This is a genomic window from Accumulibacter sp., from assembly GCF_029255125.1.
Classification (GTDB): Bacteria; Pseudomonadota; Gammaproteobacteria; order Burkholderiales; family Rhodocyclaceae; genus Accumulibacter.
Map to the genome: position 1 here is coordinate 1 of NZ_JAPUVR010000055.1, position 18,289 is coordinate 18,289.

Sequence of the window (18,289 nt, forward strand, 5' to 3'; positions counted from 1 at the left end):
GCAAGTTGCGCCAGGTCGGCATCCTCCGCTCCGACCAGGCGGCCCGGTCGATACCCGAGATCAAGCAGACGCCGGATCAGTCGCAGCCGTTCCACCTGGTCGACCGGGTAAAGGCGGTCGCCAGAAGCGTCGCGGTACGGGCGCGGGAAACCGTAGCGGCGCTCCCAGACGCGCAGCGTATCCTTGCCGATGCCGGTGTCACGTTCGACGACCGCAATCGGCAATCCCGAGCAGTTCACATTTTCAATTTTGTCCAAGACACATCCTTGACAAAGACGCGATGAGAGCCTATTCTAGGTCGCATAATCCATTTTGTCCAGGACATACATTGTACACACGAGAACAGCCGATGGACACCCCCGCAAAATTCATCGCGGTCGCTGGATCCGGCATTGCCGGCCTCTCGGCCGCCTGGCTTCTATCGCAACGCCATCACGTGACGCTGTTCGAGGCCGGTGAGTGGGTCGGCGGACACACCAATACCGTCGACGTCGAGGTTGATCGAAGGATTTTTCCGGTGGACACCGGGTTCCTCGTATTCAACGAGCGCACCTATCCCAACCTCTGCGCGCTGTTCGATGCGCTCGGCGTCCGCTCGGTGGCCAGCGAGATGTCCTTTTCGGTCAGCCTGCGGCAACCTGACCTCGAGTGGGCAGGCACCAGCCTGTCCACCCTCTTCGGCCAACGTCGCAACCTGCTGCGCGCCGACTTCTGGCGCATGCTGGCCGACATCGTGCGCTTCAACCAGGCAAGCACGCGCTGGCTCGAGGCAAATCCTGAAAAGGCAGGCCCAAGCCTGGGCCACTACCTTGAGGAGCATCGCTACTCGAGCGCGTTCCGCGACTGGTACCTGCTGCCCATGGCGGCGGCCATCTGGTCGTGCCCGACGGGCCAGATGCTCGACTACCCGTTTGCCACCTTCACCCGTTTTTGCCGCAATCACGGCCTGCTGCAGCTCGACGACCGGCCCCAATGGCGCACCGTGTGCGGCGGCGGGCGCGAATACGTGCGCAAGATGCTGGCCCGCATTGCGCGCGTGCGTACCGGATGCAGCGTGCGGTCGGTACTTCGCCGGCGCAATGGCGTCGAAGTCGAGACCAGGGGGCAGCGCCAGGTGTTCGACGAGGTGGTGCTCGCCTGTCACAGCGACCAGGCTCTCGCCTTGCTCGGGGAGTTTGCTTCGCCGGCCGAGCGCGAGCTGCTGCGCGCTGTGCGCTACCAGCCGAACCGCGCCATTCTGCACACCGACGCAGCGCAACTGCCGCGTGAGCAAAAGCTCTGGTCAGCGTGGAACTACCTCGCCGAACCGCCCCTCGGCCAGGCACACGCGACTTCGCCGAACGACCGCCCGGTCAGCGTCTCGTACCTGATCAACAAGCTGCAGCCACTGCCGGTAGCGACACCCGTGGTGGTGACGCTCAACCCGCAGCGTCGAATCGCTCCGCAGACCATCCTCGGCACCTTCGACTACTCCCACCCGATCTTCGACGAACCGGCGATCGCCGCCCAGCAGTGCCTTGACAGCATCCAGGGACACGGCGGCGTGTGGTTCTGCGGCGCCTGGACCGGCTACGGCTTCCACGAAGACGGGCTCAAATCGGCCATGCACGTCGCCAACGCCCTGGGGTGCCGCGCGCCGTGGCAAACGCTGGGCCCGCTGCCGGGCGCAACCGCGGCCAAGCACGCCACGATCGGCAAGGCGGCCTGATGAAGGCAATGGCCACACCCGCCCGCGCATCGGGCGGCCCAGCTTGCGTTCCCTTCTTCGGCACGGCGGGAAATCAGCCGCTGCTGCTGTGTGGCAAGGTCTTTCACGCCCGCCTGCGGCCGGTGCGCCACCATTTCGCCTACCCGGTACTGTACTGCGTGCTGCCGCTGCACGCGCTCGCCGCGGCCAACTGCCCGGGTTTCGGGGTGAACCGGGCGGCGCTGGTGTCGTTTCACGAACGCGATCACGGCGCGCGCGATGGATCACCGCTGCTGCCCTGGCTGCGTCAACTGGTCGCCTGCACGCTCGGAGAGGCGCGCGCGGCCGAAATCACCGCCGTCTGGCTACAGACCTTCCCGCGCATGCTCGGCTATGTCTTCAACCCGGTCAGCTTCTGGTACGCCTGCCGTGGCGACGGGCGGGTGACTGCCATCCTGGCCGAAGTGAATAACACCTTTGGCGAGCACCACAACTACCTGCTGGCACACGCGGATGGTCGGCCCATCGCCGACGGCGACTGCTTCGCGCGCGACAAGGTTTTCCACGTCTCACCGTTCTTCCCGGTGCGCGGTCACTACGTCTTCCGCTTTGCCCTCGCCGCCGCCCAGCCAACGGTGCACATCGATTACGCCGACGCTGACGGGGACCTGTTGCGCACGGCAATTGCCGGCTCGCCGCGTCCGCTCACTCCCCGCACCGTTGCGCTCGCCGTGATCACCCGCCCGTTGTTTACCGTCGGCGTCATCGCTCGCATCCACTGGCAAGCAGCCAGGCTGTATTTCGGCAAACGCGTCACCTTCTTCCGAAAACCAGTTCCCCCGCTCGAGGAGACCTCTTCATGAACACGCTCGCCTCTCGCTCCCTTCCATCACCGCTGGAGGCTGCCGTCGGCTGTTTCGCGGCAACCGTGCGTGCGGCCTCGCCGTCCGCACGCGAGATGCGCGCGGCACGACAGATTGGCCAGCTACTGGACACCTTGTCGGGTGGACAGGTAACGCTGATCCTGCCGGACGGTGCGGCCTCACGCCACGGCCTGCCTGCCACCAGCGAACGCGAGATCGTCCTTGCCGTGCATGACTGGGCGGTGTTCACGGAAATCATTGCCCGCGGCGACATCGGCTTTGGCGAAAGCTTCCTCGATGGCCGCTGGCACAGCAACGACCTCTCGGGCCTGCTCACCTTGCTCAACCGCAACCGTGACGCGCTTCGCCGCGCGCTGTACGGGCGCTGGTTGCCTCTGCTCGCCGAGCGCGTCCGGCACGCCTGCAACGCCAACAGCCGCCGCGGCAGTCGCCGCAACGTCACCGCCCACTACGACCTGGGCAACGAGTTTTACCAGCAATGGCTCGACCCGACGATGAGCTACTCAAGCGCGCTTTTCGCCGACAGCGCGGCGACTCTGGAAGACGCACAGCTTGCCAAGTACCGTCGCATCGTACGCAGTCTGGACATCCGGGCAGGCGAGCGAGTGCTCGAGATCGGTTGTGGCTGGGGCGGCTTCGCCGAGGTCGCCGCGCGCGAGGCCGGCGCAAGAGTCACCGGGATCACCCTGTCGCCCGCGCAACTGGCGTTTGCCCGCCAGCGCATGACCGCGCTCGGCCTCGAAGAGAGCGTCGAGCTGCTGCTTTGTGACTACCGCGACGTCGCCGCCCGCTACGCTCCGTTCGATCACATCGTCTCGATCGAGATGTTCGAGGCGGTCGGCGAGGCATGGTGGCCGGCATATTTTCGTACGCTCGCGCGCTGCCTGAAGCCACACGGGCGAGCGCTCGTGCAGACGATCGTCATCGCCGACCACCTGTTCGCCAACTACCGGCGCGGCACCGACTTCATCCAGCGCTACGTCTTCCCTGGCGGCATGCTGCCGTCGCCGGCCGCTTTTTCCACGCTGGCCGGGCGCGCCGGGCTGGCGATCGATCAGTCGCTCGCCTTCGGCCCCAACTACGCGCAGACGCTGGCCCGCTGGCAGGAGAACTTCAACGCCCGCTGGGATGCAATTGCCGCGCAGGGTTTCGACGAACGCTTCTGCCGGCTGTGGAACTTCTACCTGTCGTACTGCCAGGCCGGTTTTGCGACCGGGTCGACCGACGTTGTGCAGTACCGGCTCCAGCACGCCCGATGACCCTGCCACGCGCCCCTTTCCTCGGCCTCCTCGTCGCGCTGTCGATCGCCGGAGCGCCGGCAACGGCCAGCGCTGGCGCAAGCACCAGCCAGCGCCCGAGCGCCCGCGAAGCACGCCTGTTGCCGCCCGGCGTGGACTGGCAGCGCCGTGGCAGCGGGGAAACCACTTTCCTCGGCCTGCGCCTCTACCGGGCGACGCTGTGGACCGCCGGCGTGGCGCCAAGCGACGCTGCCGTGTTGGCCGCACCGCACGCGCTGACGCTGCGCTACGTCCGCGACTTCTCCGGCGACACGCTGGTCGAGGCCAGCCTGCGCGAAATGCACCGTCTGGGCGCAACCGAGGCACAACTCGCACGCTGGAAGGACGACCTTGCCCGCGTATTTCCCGACGTGAAGGCCGGCGAGGTGATTACCGGCCTGCACCAGCCGGGCCGCGGCGCCGTTTTTCTGCACCAGGGCACAACCACCGGCGAAGTGGCGGACGCGGAGTTTGCCCGCCGCTTCTTCGGCATCTGGCTCGACCCGAAAACACGCGATCCCGAGCTGCGCGCGCAGCTCTTCGGACTGCCAAACGGAACGGGCGCCTCGCGATGATCAGCGCACCGACCGTGGCCAAGCCGGCCGCCGCGATGCCGCGACCAGCCGCACTCGGCAGGCGGGCCAGCGCATGGACGGTCGGCGGCTACGGCTTGCTGGGATTGCCGCTGGCGTTCGCCGCGTTGCCGATCTACGTCCACCTGCCGCGCCTGTATGGCGATGCGGTGGGCATCCCGCTCCTACTGCTCGGCGGCGTCCTTTTCGCGGCGCGACTCGCCGACGCCTTCGTCGACCCCTGGCTGGGAGCCCTCTCCGACCGGCCTGGCTGGCGCCGCGTTTCGATGCTCGCCGCCCTCGCTCCGTTCGCCGTCGGCATGCTCGCGCTGTTCAACCCGCCAGCCGGTGCCGGGCTGCCCTGGCTGGCGGGCGCGCTGACCGTGACCTACCTCTCGTTCAGCCTGCTCAACGTTGCCTACTGCGCCTGGGGAGCCGACATCGGTGGCGACCTGACGACGCGCACGCGGCTGACCGCGGCGCGTGAAGGCTGGGGACTGGTCGGCGTACTCCTCGCCGCTGCCTTGCCGGGGCTGCTCTCGCCAAGCTTCGAAGTTGGGCTCGCGCGGCTGTCCTGGGGCTTCCCCTTGCTTCTCGGCGTGGCCGCCGTGCTCAGCCTGGCCAGCGGCCGCCGCCTGGAGGAGGCGACGCGGCAAGAACGGCTGCCGGCTGGCGGCCATCGCCCGGCAGCCCTCTGGCAAAGACTGGCCGCCGCGGGCCGCGTAGCGGAATTCCGGCGGCTGCTGCTCGTTTTTGCCGTCAGCGGTGTCGCTTCGGCCCTGCCGGCAACGCTGGTGCTGTTCTTCATCGCCGACGTTCTGCACGCCGAAGCGTGGTCAGGAGTCTTCCTGACTGCCTATTTTGCCGCCGGCCTCATCGGCCTGCCGTTCTGGGTGCGCTACGCGGCACGCCGTGGACACCTTCCGGCCTGGCGCGACGGCATGCTGCTTGCCTGCGCGGCGTTTGCCCTGGCGCCCTTCCTCGGCGCCGGCGAGCTCGCCGCTTTCGGCGCCATCTGCGTCCTCTCCGGCTTTGCCCTTGGCGCCGACCTGGCGTTGCCGGCAGCCTACCTTGCCCAGATCAGCGAGCGCCCGGACACCGCCGGCACGCAGCCGGCTCGCCGCGAAGGCGCGCCCGCGCCGGGTCTCGATAGCGGCAGCGCTTTTGGCGTGTGGAACCTCGTCGCCAAGCTCAACCTGGCGCTTGCCGCCGGCATTGCGCTGCCGCTGCTCGAGTGGAGCGGCTACCGGCCGGGCGTCGAACCGGGCGCGCTGGCGCTGCTTTACGGCGGGCTGCCACTTGCCGGCAAGCTCGCCGCTGCACTTCTCCTTAGCCGCTGGCATCGCCGGATGCGTCGTGACGCGCCTTCGGCGACCGCCTCCTGAAGGAATCCCCTGATGAACGTCATCACCGCCATCGCCGACCCCACGCCAACCCTTGCCCGCCGATGCCGACCGATCCGGCGACTCCGCGCAGCCCTGGCGCCCATCTTGGCTGCCGTCCTGGTGCCGTTGGCGCTTGCCGGCTGTACCGGCGTAGCGGTCGAACAGTACCGCGCCGAGGCGCCTGCGCTCGACCTGCGCACCTACTTCAACGGCACCATTGACGGATGGGGAATGTTTCAGAAGCGCTCGGGCGAAGTCGTGAAGCGCTTCCACGTCGTGATCGACGCCAAATGGCAAGGCGACACCGGCGTCCTCGACGAGCATTTCTCGTGGTCCGACGGCAGCAAGAGCCAGCGCGTGTGGACGCTCACCCGGCAGGCCAACGGCAGCTACCTCGGCCACGCCGATGACGTCGTCGGCCAGGCCACCGGCGAAGTCGCCGGTAACGCGCTGCACTGGAAATACGTGCTGGCGCTGCCGGTCGACGGCCGCACCTGGCACGTACACTTCGACGACTGGATGTTTCTCATCGACGAGCAAACGATGATCAACCGGGCAACGATGTCGAAGTGGGGATTCGAACTGGGTGAAGTAAGCCTCTCTTTCCGCAGGCGCTGAGCGTGCCCCCCGGACCGCCTGCCGCGATCCCGCGCGGCAACCCGCGCATCGCCGACTGGACGAACCGTCGCGTCTGGCTGCTCGGCGCCTCGGCCGGCATCGGTGAGGCGCTGGCGCACGCGCTTGCAGCGCGTGGCGCGAAGCTCGTGCTGTCGGCGCGCAACGCATCGGCACTCGCCGAACTCGCCCGGGCGCTTGGACCCGGACATTGCACGCTGGCGCTCGACGCGACGGACAGCGCGGCGCTCGATGCTGCCTTCGCGCGTTTCGACTCGGGCGAATTGCCCTTGCCCTCGGTCGGCGTCTACCTCGCCGGCGATTACCAGCCGCTCGACGCCCGGCAAGGCGAAACGGCGCTGCCGGCGGCGCGGCACATGCTGGCGGTGAACTACGCCGCCGCCGTCGAATGGTCGCTACGTCTGGCCCCGCGCCTGCTTGCCACACCCGCGCCTGCCTCGGGTATCGCCCTGGTGGCCAGCGTGGCCGGCTACACCGGGCTCCCACAAGCGCTCGCCTACAGCCCTTCGAAGGCTGCACTGATCCGCTTCGCCGAGTGTCTGTACCTTGATCTCGCGCCGCAGGGCCTTGGCGTCTGGGCGATCAATCCCGGCTTCGTCGCCACCAGGCTGACCGCGCAAAACGATTTCGAAATGCCTGCGCTGATGCCACCGGAAGCAGCCGCCGAGGCCATCGTGCGCGGCTTCGCCAGCGGTCGCTTCGAGATTCATTTCCCGACGCGCTTCACCCGCCTGCTCAAGATCGCCGCCATACTGCCTTACGCTCTGTCGATGCCGCTATTCGCCCACATCGCCCGGAAGAAGCCGCGATGACCATTGCTGCACACCTGGACGCGCTGGTCGCCTTCTACCAGTCGCTGACCCCGGCAACGCTCGACCGCTTGTCCGAGTTCTACGACGACGCCGCGCGCTTTGTGGACCCGTTCAACGACGTCGTCGGACAGCGGCCAATCGCGCGCATCTTCGCCGACATGTTCGAGCGCCTCGATTCGCCGCGTTTCGTCGTCACCGGCCGCTTTGCCGCCAGCGGCGACACGCCGGTCGACGAAGCAATGCTCCGCTGGGAATTGCGTTTTCGTAGCCCGCTGCTCGGCGGCGGCGAGCACCGCATCGCGGGCACGACGCACCTGCGTTTCGCCCCCGACGGCCGCGTGCTCCTGCACCGTGACTACTGGGACGCTGCCGGCGAGTTGTACGCCAAGCTGCCGATTGTTGGCGTACTCGCGCGAGCCGCCGCGCGACGGCTGCGCGTCCCTGACAACGACAGCTCCTGACGCGCGCTTCGATCCGTTTCCGCCATCACCCATACCGGAGTCGCCGCACCAGGACAGCCCTGGGTCGCCGCCGCGGCCGATGAGGCCGCTGCGGCAACCCGGCGTGCAAGCGGTTCTTGCCGAGGCCGATCGGATCGTCCTCGTGCGGCCTTTACCAGGCGATACGCTGATCGAATTTCCGGGGCCACCTCTGTCGGGGATGCGTGGCATTTTTAGGTCACCTTCGCCTGCTGGCCATCGCGCCGGCATTACGTGGTGTTGTCGGCGCTGCTGTGGCGCAGCCCGCCGCATCACTTGCTGGCCGCCATCAGCCAGCGCTTCAGCATTCAGCTCTACATCAGCACGGCGCTGCTCGAAGAACTGGCCGATGTGCTCACCCGGCCGTCTGAGAACGATCTTCTTCAGCAGGGAAAGATTCCGTGGGGCAGTGTCCTTACGTAGGGTGCCGGCATCCTCGCCGAAGCTGACCTCGAGCACCCCGTGAAGCCGATTTTCCACGGCCCAATGGCCGCGCACAGCGACGGCAAGTTGTTCGGCGGTCAACTCGCGAGCGCTGGTGTAATAGCGCCGCTTGACGTTCGACTCTTCGTCGCCGACCTTGCGCAAGGCGTCGACCAGACCGATCGTTTTGCACGCGGGCCAATCGGCCCGGTCAGCGGTTCTTTTTCGGGCAGGACCGAGGCGATCTGGCCGACGACCCGACCACGGGACTTGTGAACCTGGCGCTGGCGGTCGACGGCTTCCGATTGGTATTGATCCATGAAATCAGCATTGATCCATGAAATCAGTCTGGATGCCTTCCAGCAGCGCCGCTTGATTCCCTTTGACCGCGAGCAGGTAGTCGCCGCCCTGGTCGGTGATCTGACGGGCGAGGTTCCTCGGGCACCGCATGGCGTCAAGGGTGACCAGCAAGCCCTTGATCTGCTGTGCCTGGAGCAGTTCCGGGATGGCGGTGATCTCATTACTCTTGGCGCCGACCTTTTCCTGGCCGAGAACGACACCCGGTTCCGTGGCGAAGGCACTGACCATGTGAATGGCGCGCTCACCGCCGCTGCCCGACCCGCGCACGGTCTTGCCATCGACCGCGATGCCGCCAGCGAGGCTCCCGACCACCTGAGCAACCCAGCGGCGGAAAGCCACCTCGAATGGCTTCGGTTCCAGCGCCCGGAAGATCCTCAGGAACGTCTTCTCGGACGCGACGCCGTTCTTCAGCGGCAGGAACTGACGCAGCCAATCCTCCTTCTTGTACGCCCAATAGCCGAGTATGACGAAGGAGACCAGGCTATTCGAGTGCCGAGGCTCTGGCGCTGATGCCCTCCGGAATACGGTCAGCGGGAAGGAAGAAAAGGGTCTGATCAGATTGCAGCGCAAGACCGTCGAACTCGGCGAAGTAGTCCACCTGGAATTGCATCCTCTCTGCAACGTGCACGGCAACGAGCGTGCTGGCGGGTAAACGACTGGCGAGTTCGGCAGCCAGCATGCCGCGATCGAACTCGCCCGCGTTTCTTACCGCAAGCCAAGCCAGAGTGAATGCGTTTTCGCCGTAGACGACCGCTTCGTCGCAACACTGGCCGAGCACGGCAAACAGTGCTCCCGGCATTGCCGAGGGCGCCTGTTGATGCGATAACGCAAGAAACACGACCCGTTGTGCTGCGCAGAAACGGCAGCCGTTTCCCGTCGCTTGGCGGTGGAAGGGCTGGTCCTGCAAAGGAGCGGGCTGACCCGGCGACCAGCTTACCGCTGTCGTCGACGTCGATCTCCGCTCCGGCGTGAAGGCGAACACTGCCTCGTGCAGCAAGCCATAAGCCCGACCGGCCGCACTCCTGGAACGTGCCGCCAGGTACGCTGACTGACTCGGATAGAAGAGCAAAGCCACCTCGTCCGGCAGGCCTTCTGGTTTGCTCTCGGGCAGCACGCTCGGGACGTAAAGACGAAGGCCGAGCCGGCCCATGACCTGCCAGGTTGCCGGAATGAAGATCGTTGCCAGATGGCGAATAAACTTGTCCCAAGCAACCGTCTCTTTCCGCCAGCCGCGCCAAACGCGGATGCCCCCTTGCTCCTTCATCGCAGCAACTCCTCGGGCACGGGCCGAAGTTCGCTGTGCATTTCGAGAAACCACTGGATCACGCGCCTGACTCTCGCCGGCATGTGGCGTTCCTTCAAGCGGACGATCCAGACCATCTGCTGAGCCAAGGAGGCGGCGCCTTCGTGATGTGCCGGGATGATTTCCCGTAGGCGACCTTGCGCCAAGGCTGGGGCGGCGACATGACGCGGCATCACCGTACATCCGAGACAGCCTTCGACCATTGCCAAAGCGCCACGCATGTCGTTGAACTCTCCGGTGACTCGCAAGGCCAACAGGTTGACGGGATCAGACTCCGCCAGGTAAACCGCGATCCACCGGTTGAGGCAATCCAGCATGCTCGGGTAGACGACCATGGGTAGCGCCAACAAATCGTCCAGCGTGACAGGACCGGTGAGGGCTTCGTCGACGGCCGATTGGAGCAGGACATACTCCTCGAAACAGAACGGGTAACTTACGACGGCCGCTTGGCTGACCTCCTGGCTCACGAACCCAAAGTCGATGTCGCCATTCATCAAGTCAGCCAGAACGCCGGCGGACGGCTTGAGATCAATCGCCAGGACGATCTCCGAATGCGACTTGCGTCTGTCGAGCAGACGGCTGAAATGCGGAGAGTGAATGCAACTTTCAGGCATTGCGTAACGGACAGTGCCGCGCAAAGACTCAAACTCCTCGTTGATCTGTTCCAGAAAATGCGTGGCATGTTCCATATAGGCCCGCGCATATTCGGTCAGCAACTGGCCGGCAGGCGTCGTCAATACCTTGTTTCCAACACGGACGAACAGTTGTACGCCGATGCGCTCCTCAAGTCTTGCCACTTGCTGACTGACGGCTCCCTGCGTCAGGGAAGCTGCTGCCGCTGCACCGGTAAAGCTTTGCGTCTTGACTACGGCCAGGAACGATCGAAAAAGCCGCGGATCGAGTCGCTCAAAGTCACTCGCGGTCCACCCCATGTCTTGTCCCCCCTCCTAGACTGCGCAACTCAGGTTCGGATGACCTCTGGCCAGTAGACCCACCATTCGGTATCACTCGCTGGGTTTGCCGTAGTCACAGCCATCGCCGATCGTCCACCAGCGGTTGCGACAGAACGTACACGGCCCGGCGTTGCGCGTCAAGCGAGCACCCGCGGTCTGACCAACGCCAAGCCGCGTGAGTTCAGAGGCAATCGCACCGGAAATCAGGTTGAGCGGGTCGATCCAAAGCGCGCGAAGCGCTGCTTCCGCATCTGGATAGCGCTCGCTCAGCGCCGTCCAAAGTTGATTCGAGTCAAGGCAAACCATCACGTCGCCCTCGCCGAAAACAACCGGCACCACGACCGGACGGTTCGATTCCGCGCGCACCTGGGCGCTGAGCCAGTCTGCCGCATCTGGGTTAATTCCTTGAAACTCAAGCCATTTTTCCTGTGTGAAGTAGCTGTGCGGGATAAGGTTGTCATTGTACGAGAGGTGTGGTGCCAGCACGATGCGGGTTCTTACCAGCACTCCAGCGACTTCTCTCTCCCACCACAGCCCCTCGGTGGCGACGCGGAAGAACAAGCCCTCCCGCCCACCACCCTTTTCCGGCAACTGGGAAAGCGGCGTCGACAGTCTACCGAGAGCGCTGTCGGCGAACAGGCCAAGTGCGGTTCTGCTGGTGATTAGCAGCACTTTCGGGTCGCTCTGCTCGATCTGCCGATGCAGCCAACGGTTCTTGCCCACGCAGTTAGCAGTGATTGACGACAACGGTAGCTTCCACTTCGCATCCCAGCCGGGGCTGGCACACGCCACGACATCGTGCAAAGACATGTCTTCGCCCAGAACCAGCGAGGCATTCAGATGCGTACCCAAAGCAGCCAGCAGCCGCTTGGCGTTGCCGTAATAGCGGTCCTCGCGGCCGGTTCGCACGCGGACTTCGCGGCCGATGACCGAGCGATCAATGAAGCCGGAGACGACCTCACCTACGGCGAAGCGGCCGCGCACGATGGCCAGATTTTCCTCAGATCCCCAGCTCTCGTTCTGCTTCGGCGGCCATTCATACGCCGAGCGCGTGCCATCGGCCATTTCCAGCAGCAATCGAGCATGGCGGCGTTCAGGCTCGCGTTGCGAACTTTCGGGGCCTTCGTCACTGCCGACGATGCGACCGTTTTGCGGCGCTACCAGCATCGTCAGGTCACTCCGCAAGAGGTCCTCGAGCGCTGCTTCATCGGCGATTTCCAGAGGCGCTTCGGGTGCGTGGCGGCAGGCTTTAGCGTAGTCGGCATCAGTCCGATGAAAGCGGAGTACACGATACGACCCGCTACGCCAGTGCTCCAGGTCAGCAGTCGTCCGCGGGATGATGAAATGGTTGGGCAGGTTTGGGTTGATACCGATCAGCATCACCGGCGCTTTGCGACAGCCGTACAAAGCCGCTGGTTCGCTCTGTCCGAAGTCGCATATCATCGCCATCCCCCTTACTGCGGCGTCCTCCGGATCGTCGCCGGGAGCGGGCGGGCTTCTCCGCACGCGCAGGAAAGGGCCATACGGCGAAGTGCGGCTGAATATGTCGCACTCTCGACACGCACGCACCTCTTGCATCAGCCGTACTTCTGGCGGAGCCTCGGGTGCGAGTGGCGTTGTGTTCGCCACGGGCGGGGCCGTCTTCGTTTCGTTGCCGGGTGGCTGCCCGCTTGGCGAGGGAAGCCGTAATTCAAAGCGCTGAAAAACGATTTGCTTCGCCGGCGCCGGGTTGCCTTCCTTGACCCAATGCTTGGCGGCCAAACGAAGGAACACGGGGTCGGGAAGGTTCATGTGCAGAACCTCACCTGTTTGCTGCCAGGCGCCGTCGTCCAGGTTCAGTCGATAGGCGGTCCAATGCGGGCCTCGGCGCAGCAAACGCAACCAGCCGCAGACCGGGCCCGCGGGCGGAGGCTGGATGCTCTTGCCGTAGCGATTGAAGTGATTGTCCGACATCGGCCTGCCCTGCGCATCGACCAGCGTCTGCGCCGAGCCTCGATTCCAGGCAATTCGCCAGCCGTCGTTCTCATCGAACTCGCTGCTGACGTAGGGCGGTGCTCCATGCACATCGTACACCCGACTACGCGTGTAGCGATCAGCCTGATCCTGGTCTAAACCCGAATTTCGCGGAGGGTCGATCGACAGCGCAGCAAGTTCCAGTGTACTGCCTTGACTTGGACTATCGACAGAGAACTGTACGCGCACGTCCAGATCGCCAATCACGGGCTGGCGCGTCACGACACCACAGGAGGCGTACTCCTGCCCCGCTACGAACGCTATGTGCAGGCCGCTGTTGACCGCTATGCGGCCTTCGCGACTGCTGTTGGCGTGTCCACCGATCCAGTGATCAGCAAGCGCGCTGCCCTGAAAGTCATCTTCCCAACAAAGCGGCCATTGCTCCACGTTAACCTCCTGCGCAGAGTGCCATGATCGCCCAGGACACCGGGTGCATGGCAAGCACTGTCGGCTAATGAAGGCAATTAGCAAAAAGCGTGGAGCGACCTGCTAATGCCCGTCATTAACGGTGGTCGCTTCCCAGGGCGTTCGCCTTGCGCCATATTCTGCGCCGCTTGAGGGATTGAGCTAATTGCTTTTTCGTCGGTCGGCAGCAGACTCATCGGCTCGCCGCCCGCGATTGGTCGGGCATCCGTGAACCTGTTGTCACAATTGGTCGGCTCGACGGCGAACGCCAAAGGCAGTCGGAGGCTTCTCCGTGGACCGCTCACCCAACTTTGGGGAGATTTTGATGAAATCCGAGTATTTGGTCCTGCGCAGTTCGCGTCTGGCGACGCGCGATGTCTTTGCCAACCCGGCAGCCTTGGGCGCTCCGACGCCGACCGATGTCCGCGTCGAGATGGAAGATCTCAACCGACGCGACATACCCCTCGTTACGCGCGACGCCGATGTGCTTGCCGTGGCGCCGGTGATGCCGATGAAGCTGGTCGAGCCGGTGCTCCGGCGCGCTACTGTCGCCGGCGAAGCGGGAGATGTGGCGTGGGGAGTAAAGGCCGTAAGAGCAGACACTTCCCGGTGCACTGGAAAGGGCATCGTCGTCGCCGTCCTGGATACCGGCATTCAGGCCGATCATCCGGCTTTTCAGGGAGTAACGCTGATCCAGCGCAATTTTACGAACGAGGCCGATACCGACCAGCATGGGCACGGCACCCATTGCGCCGGTACGATATTCGGACGGTCCGTCGCGGGTACCCGTATCGGAGTTGCCCATGGCGTCTCGAAAGCCTTGATCGGCAAGGTGCTCGGTAGCGGCGGCGGCTCCAGCAAGCAGATTGTCAATGCCATATTGTGGGCTGTGGACAACGGGGCTCATATCATCTCGATGTCACTCGGAATGGACTTTCCAGGCCTTGCTCGGCGTCTGCGGGAACGGGACGGTTTCCCCGAGGAACTGGCCGTATCGAGAGCACTCGAGGGATACCGGGCCAACGTCCTTCTTTTCGAGCGGCTGGCGAGTTTGATCCGCGCCCAAGCCAACCGGTCGATCCTGATTGCGGCAGCGGGAAATGAAAGTCGGCGCCGACAAGACCCACGATTTGAAATCGCCGTGGCGCCGCCGGCGGTCGCCGACGGAGTCGTTTCCGTTGCCGCGGTCGGACGAAGCGATTCCGGTCTGGCGGTGGCAGACTTTTCGAATACCGGCGCCAACATCTGCGGCCCGGGCGTCGATATTGCATCGGCCGGGCTGGCTGGCGGCCTGCTCACGATGAGCGGTACCAGCATGGCCGCCCCCCATGTCGCCGGCGTTGCAGCGCTGTGGGCTGAACGTCTGGCCGAAGTGGGCAGTTTCAACGCGCTGAACTTGACGGCCAAGCTCATCGGTCAGGCAAGCTTCAACGACCTTGGTGCGGGCATCGATCCTTTCGATGTCGGGGCCGGCCTGGTTCTGGCGCCGCAGCCATGAGTACCGACCGCCTATCCGCAGCATCATGTTCGTCGTCGCAAGCGGCGACACACCCGAAATCGCTTTTTGGATCGCCCGGCAGGCTGTCTGCGCAGCAAGGAAAAGGGAGAATGCTTATGAACCGAACGTCTTTCCTGGCGGCCGCGGCCGTCGTTTTCAGCTTGAGCGGCTGCGCGATCGTCAGCAGTACGCCGGAGCCCGCCTCAATGCAACGGCGCGGCGTCGCTTACATGCTACCGAAAGCGCTGCTGCCGGTACAGTTGGCCGAGTCCGACGGCCTCCTGACGCTGCGCGTGGAGTCGGCCAAGCTGGTCGGCGATCCGGCACAGCGCTATTTCGCGCACAACCCGAGCAACGTCTTCAGCAGTGACGAAGTCAAGATAGAAGTCGATGGCGCGACCGGCCTGTTGACCGGGGTGACGGCGACCAGTACGGACAACACCCTGGCCGTGCTCAAGGAACTGCTCAAGACCGGCGCTGCTCCACATCCGGAAGGCAGCGCGCTTTCACCCGGTGAAACGCTCCTCTTTAGCGGCGTGTACGATCCGGACGGGGAAGTGGACGACACCATCAAATCGCGCAACGAGGAGATGGTCGCCCGTCTGCAAGAGGTCGTGTTTCAGCGCATGCTGCTGTGGCAGGAAGGCTGCAAGAAGGACAGAACGGATGCAGTCAAATGCGACACTGCGGACAAACTGGTGAAAGCACTGAAGGGGACGACCACAGGTGACGGCGCGGTAGTGCTGGTCAAGGCAACAGCACTGCATACGGGGCAGAAATCGCCCAGGACGAACGGCGCGGACAACCCGTCGGCTGACTGCGGACTGGGCATCTGCCATCGGGCGCTGCAACCCTATCAGATCGACCTTGCCATCAAAGGCGTCTTTTTCAGCAGTACCGTCGTGCAGCTTCCCAATGGGGGGCCGCCAATCGTGTTGCCGCTCGAGCGGGCCCCTTTCGTCAAGACCGAGCACAAGGTAGTGCTGCAAAGCGGTCAGATCACGAGTGCCGAGAACAAGAAGCCCAGTTCTGCCTTAGCCCTGGTCGAATGGCCGCTCGACGTGTATCGGGGGATTCTTGCCGCAACCTCGACCCTGATTCAACTGCGCATCGGGTACAACACAGACGCGGTCAAGCTGGCCGAGAGTGAAGTCAACATGGCCAAGGAACTCAAGGGTCTGCGCGATGAGCTGAACGCCCTGAGGCAGGAGCGAAGCTCGCCCCCGCCCGGCGGTCGTGGCATCGCACTGCTGGCTGGGGAAATCGGACGACGACCAGACAATAGCAACAAGTCCGCGGCCAAGGCGAACGCTGCCGGGCAGCCGGCGGTGCAGCCTAGGCCCGGCGAGCCCCACCGCGGAACGATTTCGCCTTCTCCGCCAGCCTGCGCTGGCTGCTTGCCCATTCAATAGGAAAACGAGCCATGAATCATGAGGACCAAGAATGCAGTCGTCCGGCGCACCTTCCGGATGTGCAGTCCATTCGCTTCACCCAGGAATCGGCACCCGCGCCAACGCGACTTTCCGGCATCGACGCGATGGAAGAGTTCCGCCCGCGGGACGTGCTTGGTCGAGACAATCGACAGCCGTCCCCCAATTTACGCCAGCCGCCCTGGCGCCTGATCTGCCATCTGGTGATGACCGACGCGCAGGGGCGCGAATTTGCCGGCACCGGCTGGCTGGCTGGCCCTTCGACCGTGCTGACCGCGGCGCATAACCTGTACTCGTCAGCCCATGGCTACGCTGCAGCATCGGTAACGGTCATCCCTGGTCGCGACGGGAACACAGCGCCGTGGGGCTCCCTTACCTCGACGAGCTTTGCTACCCTTGATCTCTGGCGGCAGACGAGCAGAGCCGAAGTGGACATCGGTGTCATCTGGCTGCCTCAGGCTCTGGGGCAGTCGCTGGGCTATTTCGGCTTTCAGGCGCTGGACGATGCTGTGCTGCGGCACCACGCCGTGTACACTGCGGGCTATCCGGAAGACCGGCCATGGGGCACCCAGTGGTATGACCAAAGCACGATCCATCGCGTCGATGCGAATCTGATCGCCTACGGCCTCGATACCATCCCAGGTCAAAGCGGTAGCCCCGTGTTTGCTCTCGACGCTGCGGGCAACCCCGTAGCGGTTGGGGTGCATGCGTACGGCAACCTGCGCGAGAACCTTGGCGTGCGGATTACTCGACCGATGTTCCAGATCCTGACCGGATGGTGGCGCTAGAGAAACACTGATTCATTCACTTCCGTGCTGAGTTTTGAACTCAAAGCGTTGCAGTCGGCAAAACGCTGCGGCCTTATCAATAATGCAAGGATCCCTGTACCCTGGGTCGCCGCCGTGGCCGACGAGGCCGCCGGGGTGACCCAGGGTGCGGACGGTTCTTGCCGAGGCCGATCGGATCGTCCTCGTGCGGCCTTTGCCCGGCGATGCGCGGATCGAATTCGTAGTGCGGTGCCGCTTGCGCTTGCCGATCGACTTCGCGCTGCCCGGCATCGACCATTTCGCACAGCGGCGGCCCCGGGCCGGCGCGACAGGCGGCGCTGACGTCGGCTCGCCCTGGTGTAGCGCGCTGCGCGACGTGCGAGTGCTTGCTCTGCCTGCCGCTCGCCCTGCTGCTCGCCCTGCTCGACGATCCCGGCAGCCTGCGCGAAGCGCTCGAAACGCTCCTCGAAGATGGCGCCGCGGCCCGCTCAGTGGCACAACGCCACCCTTGGCGGACTTGACGGCCGAAACCATGCGCTCGGTCGATCAACTCCGGCGATGGGGCAATCGATTCCGGACATGCGAAGATCAATCGCGCAGATCGATCGATCAATGCCGGAGGTCGATCGATCGATCCGGAACATGGATCGATCAATGCCGGAGGTCGATCGATCGATCCCGAACATCGATCGATCAATGCTGGAGGTTGATCGATCAATGCGGAACATCGATCGATCAACCGTAAACATGGATCGATCAACCCCGGAGATCGATCGTTCCATCCCAGACATCGATCGATCCATGGTGAACATCGATCGATCGATCCCGGCGGCCGGGCGGGCTGGCCACGCCGCTGCGGAAGTCGCCGCCTGCCGTCCGGGTCGAAATACTGGCGATTGACCACCGGGTAGAGGTTGAGACAGGCGTTGGTGATGTGCGCGGCGATGAAGCCATCCGGCCTCAGATGGCGGCGATAGATGTCGAATGCCTCCTCGTCGGCAGCGGAACGCCAGTGTTTCGCTTGGCCTCGATGAACGACAGCATCAACTGGTCGCTCTCCGCCTGTGCCACCTTCTCGCGGGTGAGCGGACGACGAAGGACCACGACCCACCGCTTGTGGTCCCAGCCCTGGAGCGCCAATTGACCCTCTTTCCCCTCCCAGCCTTGGGCCGGATCGCGGCGGCGCGTGACCCGGCCTCATCCCTGGCGCAGGGTTCGCACGACTTACATCGAGTGGAAGCCAATCATGTTGCCTTCGGTGTCGCGCGCCAAGGCGATATAACCGTGCGGACCGATCGACATCTTTTCCTTGATGACGATGCCGCCATTGGCGCTGACGCGCGAGGCTTCGACAGCACAGTCCTGACAGCCGAAGTAGACCAAGGTACCGCCGCCCGCCGAGGGA

18 protein-coding genes and 2 pseudogenes are annotated in these 18,289 nt (G+C 64.5%); 14 read left to right on the forward strand and 6 right to left on the reverse strand.

The genetic code is table 11. The annotated features are described in order from the left end of the window. Positions 1–257, reverse strand: a 257-nt coding sequence (locus Q1L59_RS02635) for a MerR family transcriptional regulator (protein WP_300327741.1), incomplete at its 3' end; no start/stop codon positions are given. A 92-nt stretch (positions 258–349) separates the two neighbouring features. Here Q1L59_RS02635 and Q1L59_RS02640 point away from each other — a divergent pair. The 9 genes from Q1L59_RS02640 to Q1L59_RS02680 all read left to right on the forward strand — a co-directional run bounded on the left by Q1L59_RS02640 (position 350) and on the right by Q1L59_RS02680 (position 8,155). Continuing rightward, a complete protein-coding gene (locus tag Q1L59_RS02640; protein ID WP_300327742.1) occupies positions 350–1,708 on the forward strand; it encodes an FAD-dependent oxidoreductase in 1,359 nt (452 codons plus the stop codon). Further along, positions 1,708–2,550, forward strand: coding sequence for a DUF1365 domain-containing protein (locus tag Q1L59_RS02645; RefSeq protein WP_300327743.1), 843 nt, complete (start codon positions 1,708–1,710; stop codon positions 2,548–2,550). Before Q1L59_RS02640 ends, Q1L59_RS02645 begins: the two co-directional genes overlap by 1 nt. After that, a complete protein-coding gene (locus tag Q1L59_RS02650; RefSeq protein ID WP_366145613.1) occupies positions 2,547–3,830 on the forward strand; it encodes a cyclopropane-fatty-acyl-phospholipid synthase family protein in 1,284 nt (427 codons plus the stop codon). Before Q1L59_RS02645 ends, Q1L59_RS02650 begins: the two co-directional genes overlap by 4 nt. Then, positions 3,827–4,423 (forward strand): chalcone isomerase family protein, encoded by a 597-nt coding sequence (locus Q1L59_RS02655; RefSeq protein WP_300327744.1) that lies wholly within the window; start codon positions 3,827–3,829, stop codon positions 4,421–4,423. Before Q1L59_RS02650 ends, Q1L59_RS02655 begins: the two co-directional genes overlap by 4 nt. Continuing rightward, positions 4,420–5,805 carry an MFS transporter gene (locus Q1L59_RS02660; RefSeq protein ID WP_300327745.1) on the forward strand — a complete coding sequence of 462 codons (1,386 nt, stop codon included), beginning with the start codon at positions 4,420–4,422 and terminating at the stop codon, positions 5,803–5,805. The genes Q1L59_RS02655 and Q1L59_RS02660 overlap by 4 nt, the downstream gene beginning before the upstream one ends. A 12-nt stretch (positions 5,806–5,817) precedes the next feature. Then, the gene (locus Q1L59_RS02665; protein WP_300327746.1) at positions 5,818–6,423 is read left to right on the forward strand and encodes a DUF3833 domain-containing protein; all 606 of its coding nucleotides are present in this window, start codon (positions 5,818–5,820) and stop codon (positions 6,421–6,423) included. Positions 6,424–6,425: 2 nt separating this feature from the next. Next, positions 6,426–7,253, forward strand: coding sequence for an SDR family NAD(P)-dependent oxidoreductase (locus Q1L59_RS02670; RefSeq protein ID WP_300327747.1), 828 nt, complete (start codon positions 6,426–6,428; stop codon positions 7,251–7,253). Continuing rightward, on the forward strand, positions 7,250–7,714 hold the full coding sequence (locus Q1L59_RS02675; RefSeq protein ID WP_300327748.1) for a nuclear transport factor 2 family protein: 465 nt from the start codon (positions 7,250–7,252) through the stop codon (positions 7,712–7,714). The genes Q1L59_RS02670 and Q1L59_RS02675 overlap by 4 nt, the downstream gene beginning before the upstream one ends. 255 nt (positions 7,715–7,969) lie before the next feature. Next, a complete protein-coding gene (locus tag Q1L59_RS02680) occupies positions 7,970–8,155 on the forward strand; it encodes a hypothetical protein (protein WP_300327749.1) in 186 nt (61 codons plus the stop codon). Between the two features lie 6 nt (positions 8,156–8,161). Here the strand turns inward: Q1L59_RS02680 and Q1L59_RS02685 are convergent. The 4 genes and pseudogenes from Q1L59_RS02685 to Q1L59_RS02700 all read right to left on the reverse strand — a co-directional run. Next, positions 8,162–9,085: pseudogene (locus Q1L59_RS02685) on the reverse strand (ISAs1 family transposase); the annotation flags it as partial. Then, positions 8,997–9,779 carry a hypothetical protein gene (locus Q1L59_RS02690; RefSeq protein WP_300327750.1) on the reverse strand — a complete coding sequence of 261 codons (783 nt, stop codon included), beginning with the start codon at positions 9,777–9,779 and terminating at the stop codon, positions 8,997–8,999. The pseudogene Q1L59_RS02685 and the gene Q1L59_RS02690, both read right to left, overlap by 89 nt. Continuing rightward, complete coding sequence (locus Q1L59_RS02695; RefSeq protein ID WP_300327751.1) at positions 9,776–10,750, reverse strand: LysR family transcriptional regulator; 975 nt, start codon at positions 10,748–10,750, stop codon at positions 9,776–9,778. Before Q1L59_RS02695 ends, Q1L59_RS02690 begins: the two co-directional genes overlap by 4 nt. A 72-nt stretch (positions 10,751–10,822) precedes the next feature. Further along, entirely contained in the window at positions 10,823–13,255 is a 2,433-nt protein-coding gene (locus tag Q1L59_RS02700) for a hypothetical protein (RefSeq protein ID WP_300327752.1), read from the reverse strand. A 259-nt stretch (positions 13,256–13,514) separates the two neighbouring features. Here Q1L59_RS02700 and Q1L59_RS02705 point away from each other — a divergent pair, with 259 nt between their 5' ends. From Q1L59_RS02705 to Q1L59_RS02725, 5 genes are all read left to right on the forward strand, one after another. Further along, a complete protein-coding gene (locus Q1L59_RS02705) occupies positions 13,515–14,687 on the forward strand; it encodes a S8 family serine peptidase (protein WP_300327753.1) in 1,173 nt (390 codons plus the stop codon). A gap of 161 nt (positions 14,688–14,848) precedes the next feature. Further along, on the forward strand, positions 14,849–16,099 hold the full coding sequence (locus tag Q1L59_RS02710; protein ID WP_300327754.1) for a hypothetical protein: 1,251 nt from the start codon (positions 14,849–14,851) through the stop codon (positions 16,097–16,099). An 11-nt stretch (positions 16,100–16,110) separates the two neighbouring features. Beyond that, positions 16,111–16,905, forward strand: coding sequence for a trypsin-like peptidase domain-containing protein (locus Q1L59_RS02715; protein WP_300327755.1), 795 nt, complete (start codon positions 16,111–16,113; stop codon positions 16,903–16,905). A gap of 365 nt (positions 16,906–17,270) precedes the next feature. Further along, entirely contained in the window at positions 17,271–17,405 is a 135-nt protein-coding gene (locus Q1L59_RS02720) for a hypothetical protein (RefSeq protein ID WP_300327756.1), read from the forward strand. A gap of 58 nt (positions 17,406–17,463) precedes the next feature. Further along, positions 17,464–17,784: a hypothetical protein gene (locus Q1L59_RS02725; RefSeq protein WP_300327757.1), complete on the forward strand. Its 321-nt coding sequence runs from the start codon at positions 17,464–17,466 to the stop codon at positions 17,782–17,784. 324 nt (positions 17,785–18,108) lie between these two features. On the opposite strand, the pseudogene Q1L59_RS02730 reads toward Q1L59_RS02725, so the two are convergent. Further along, positions 18,109–18,289 (reverse strand): annotated as a pseudogene (locus tag Q1L59_RS02730) (VOC family protein); the annotation flags it as partial.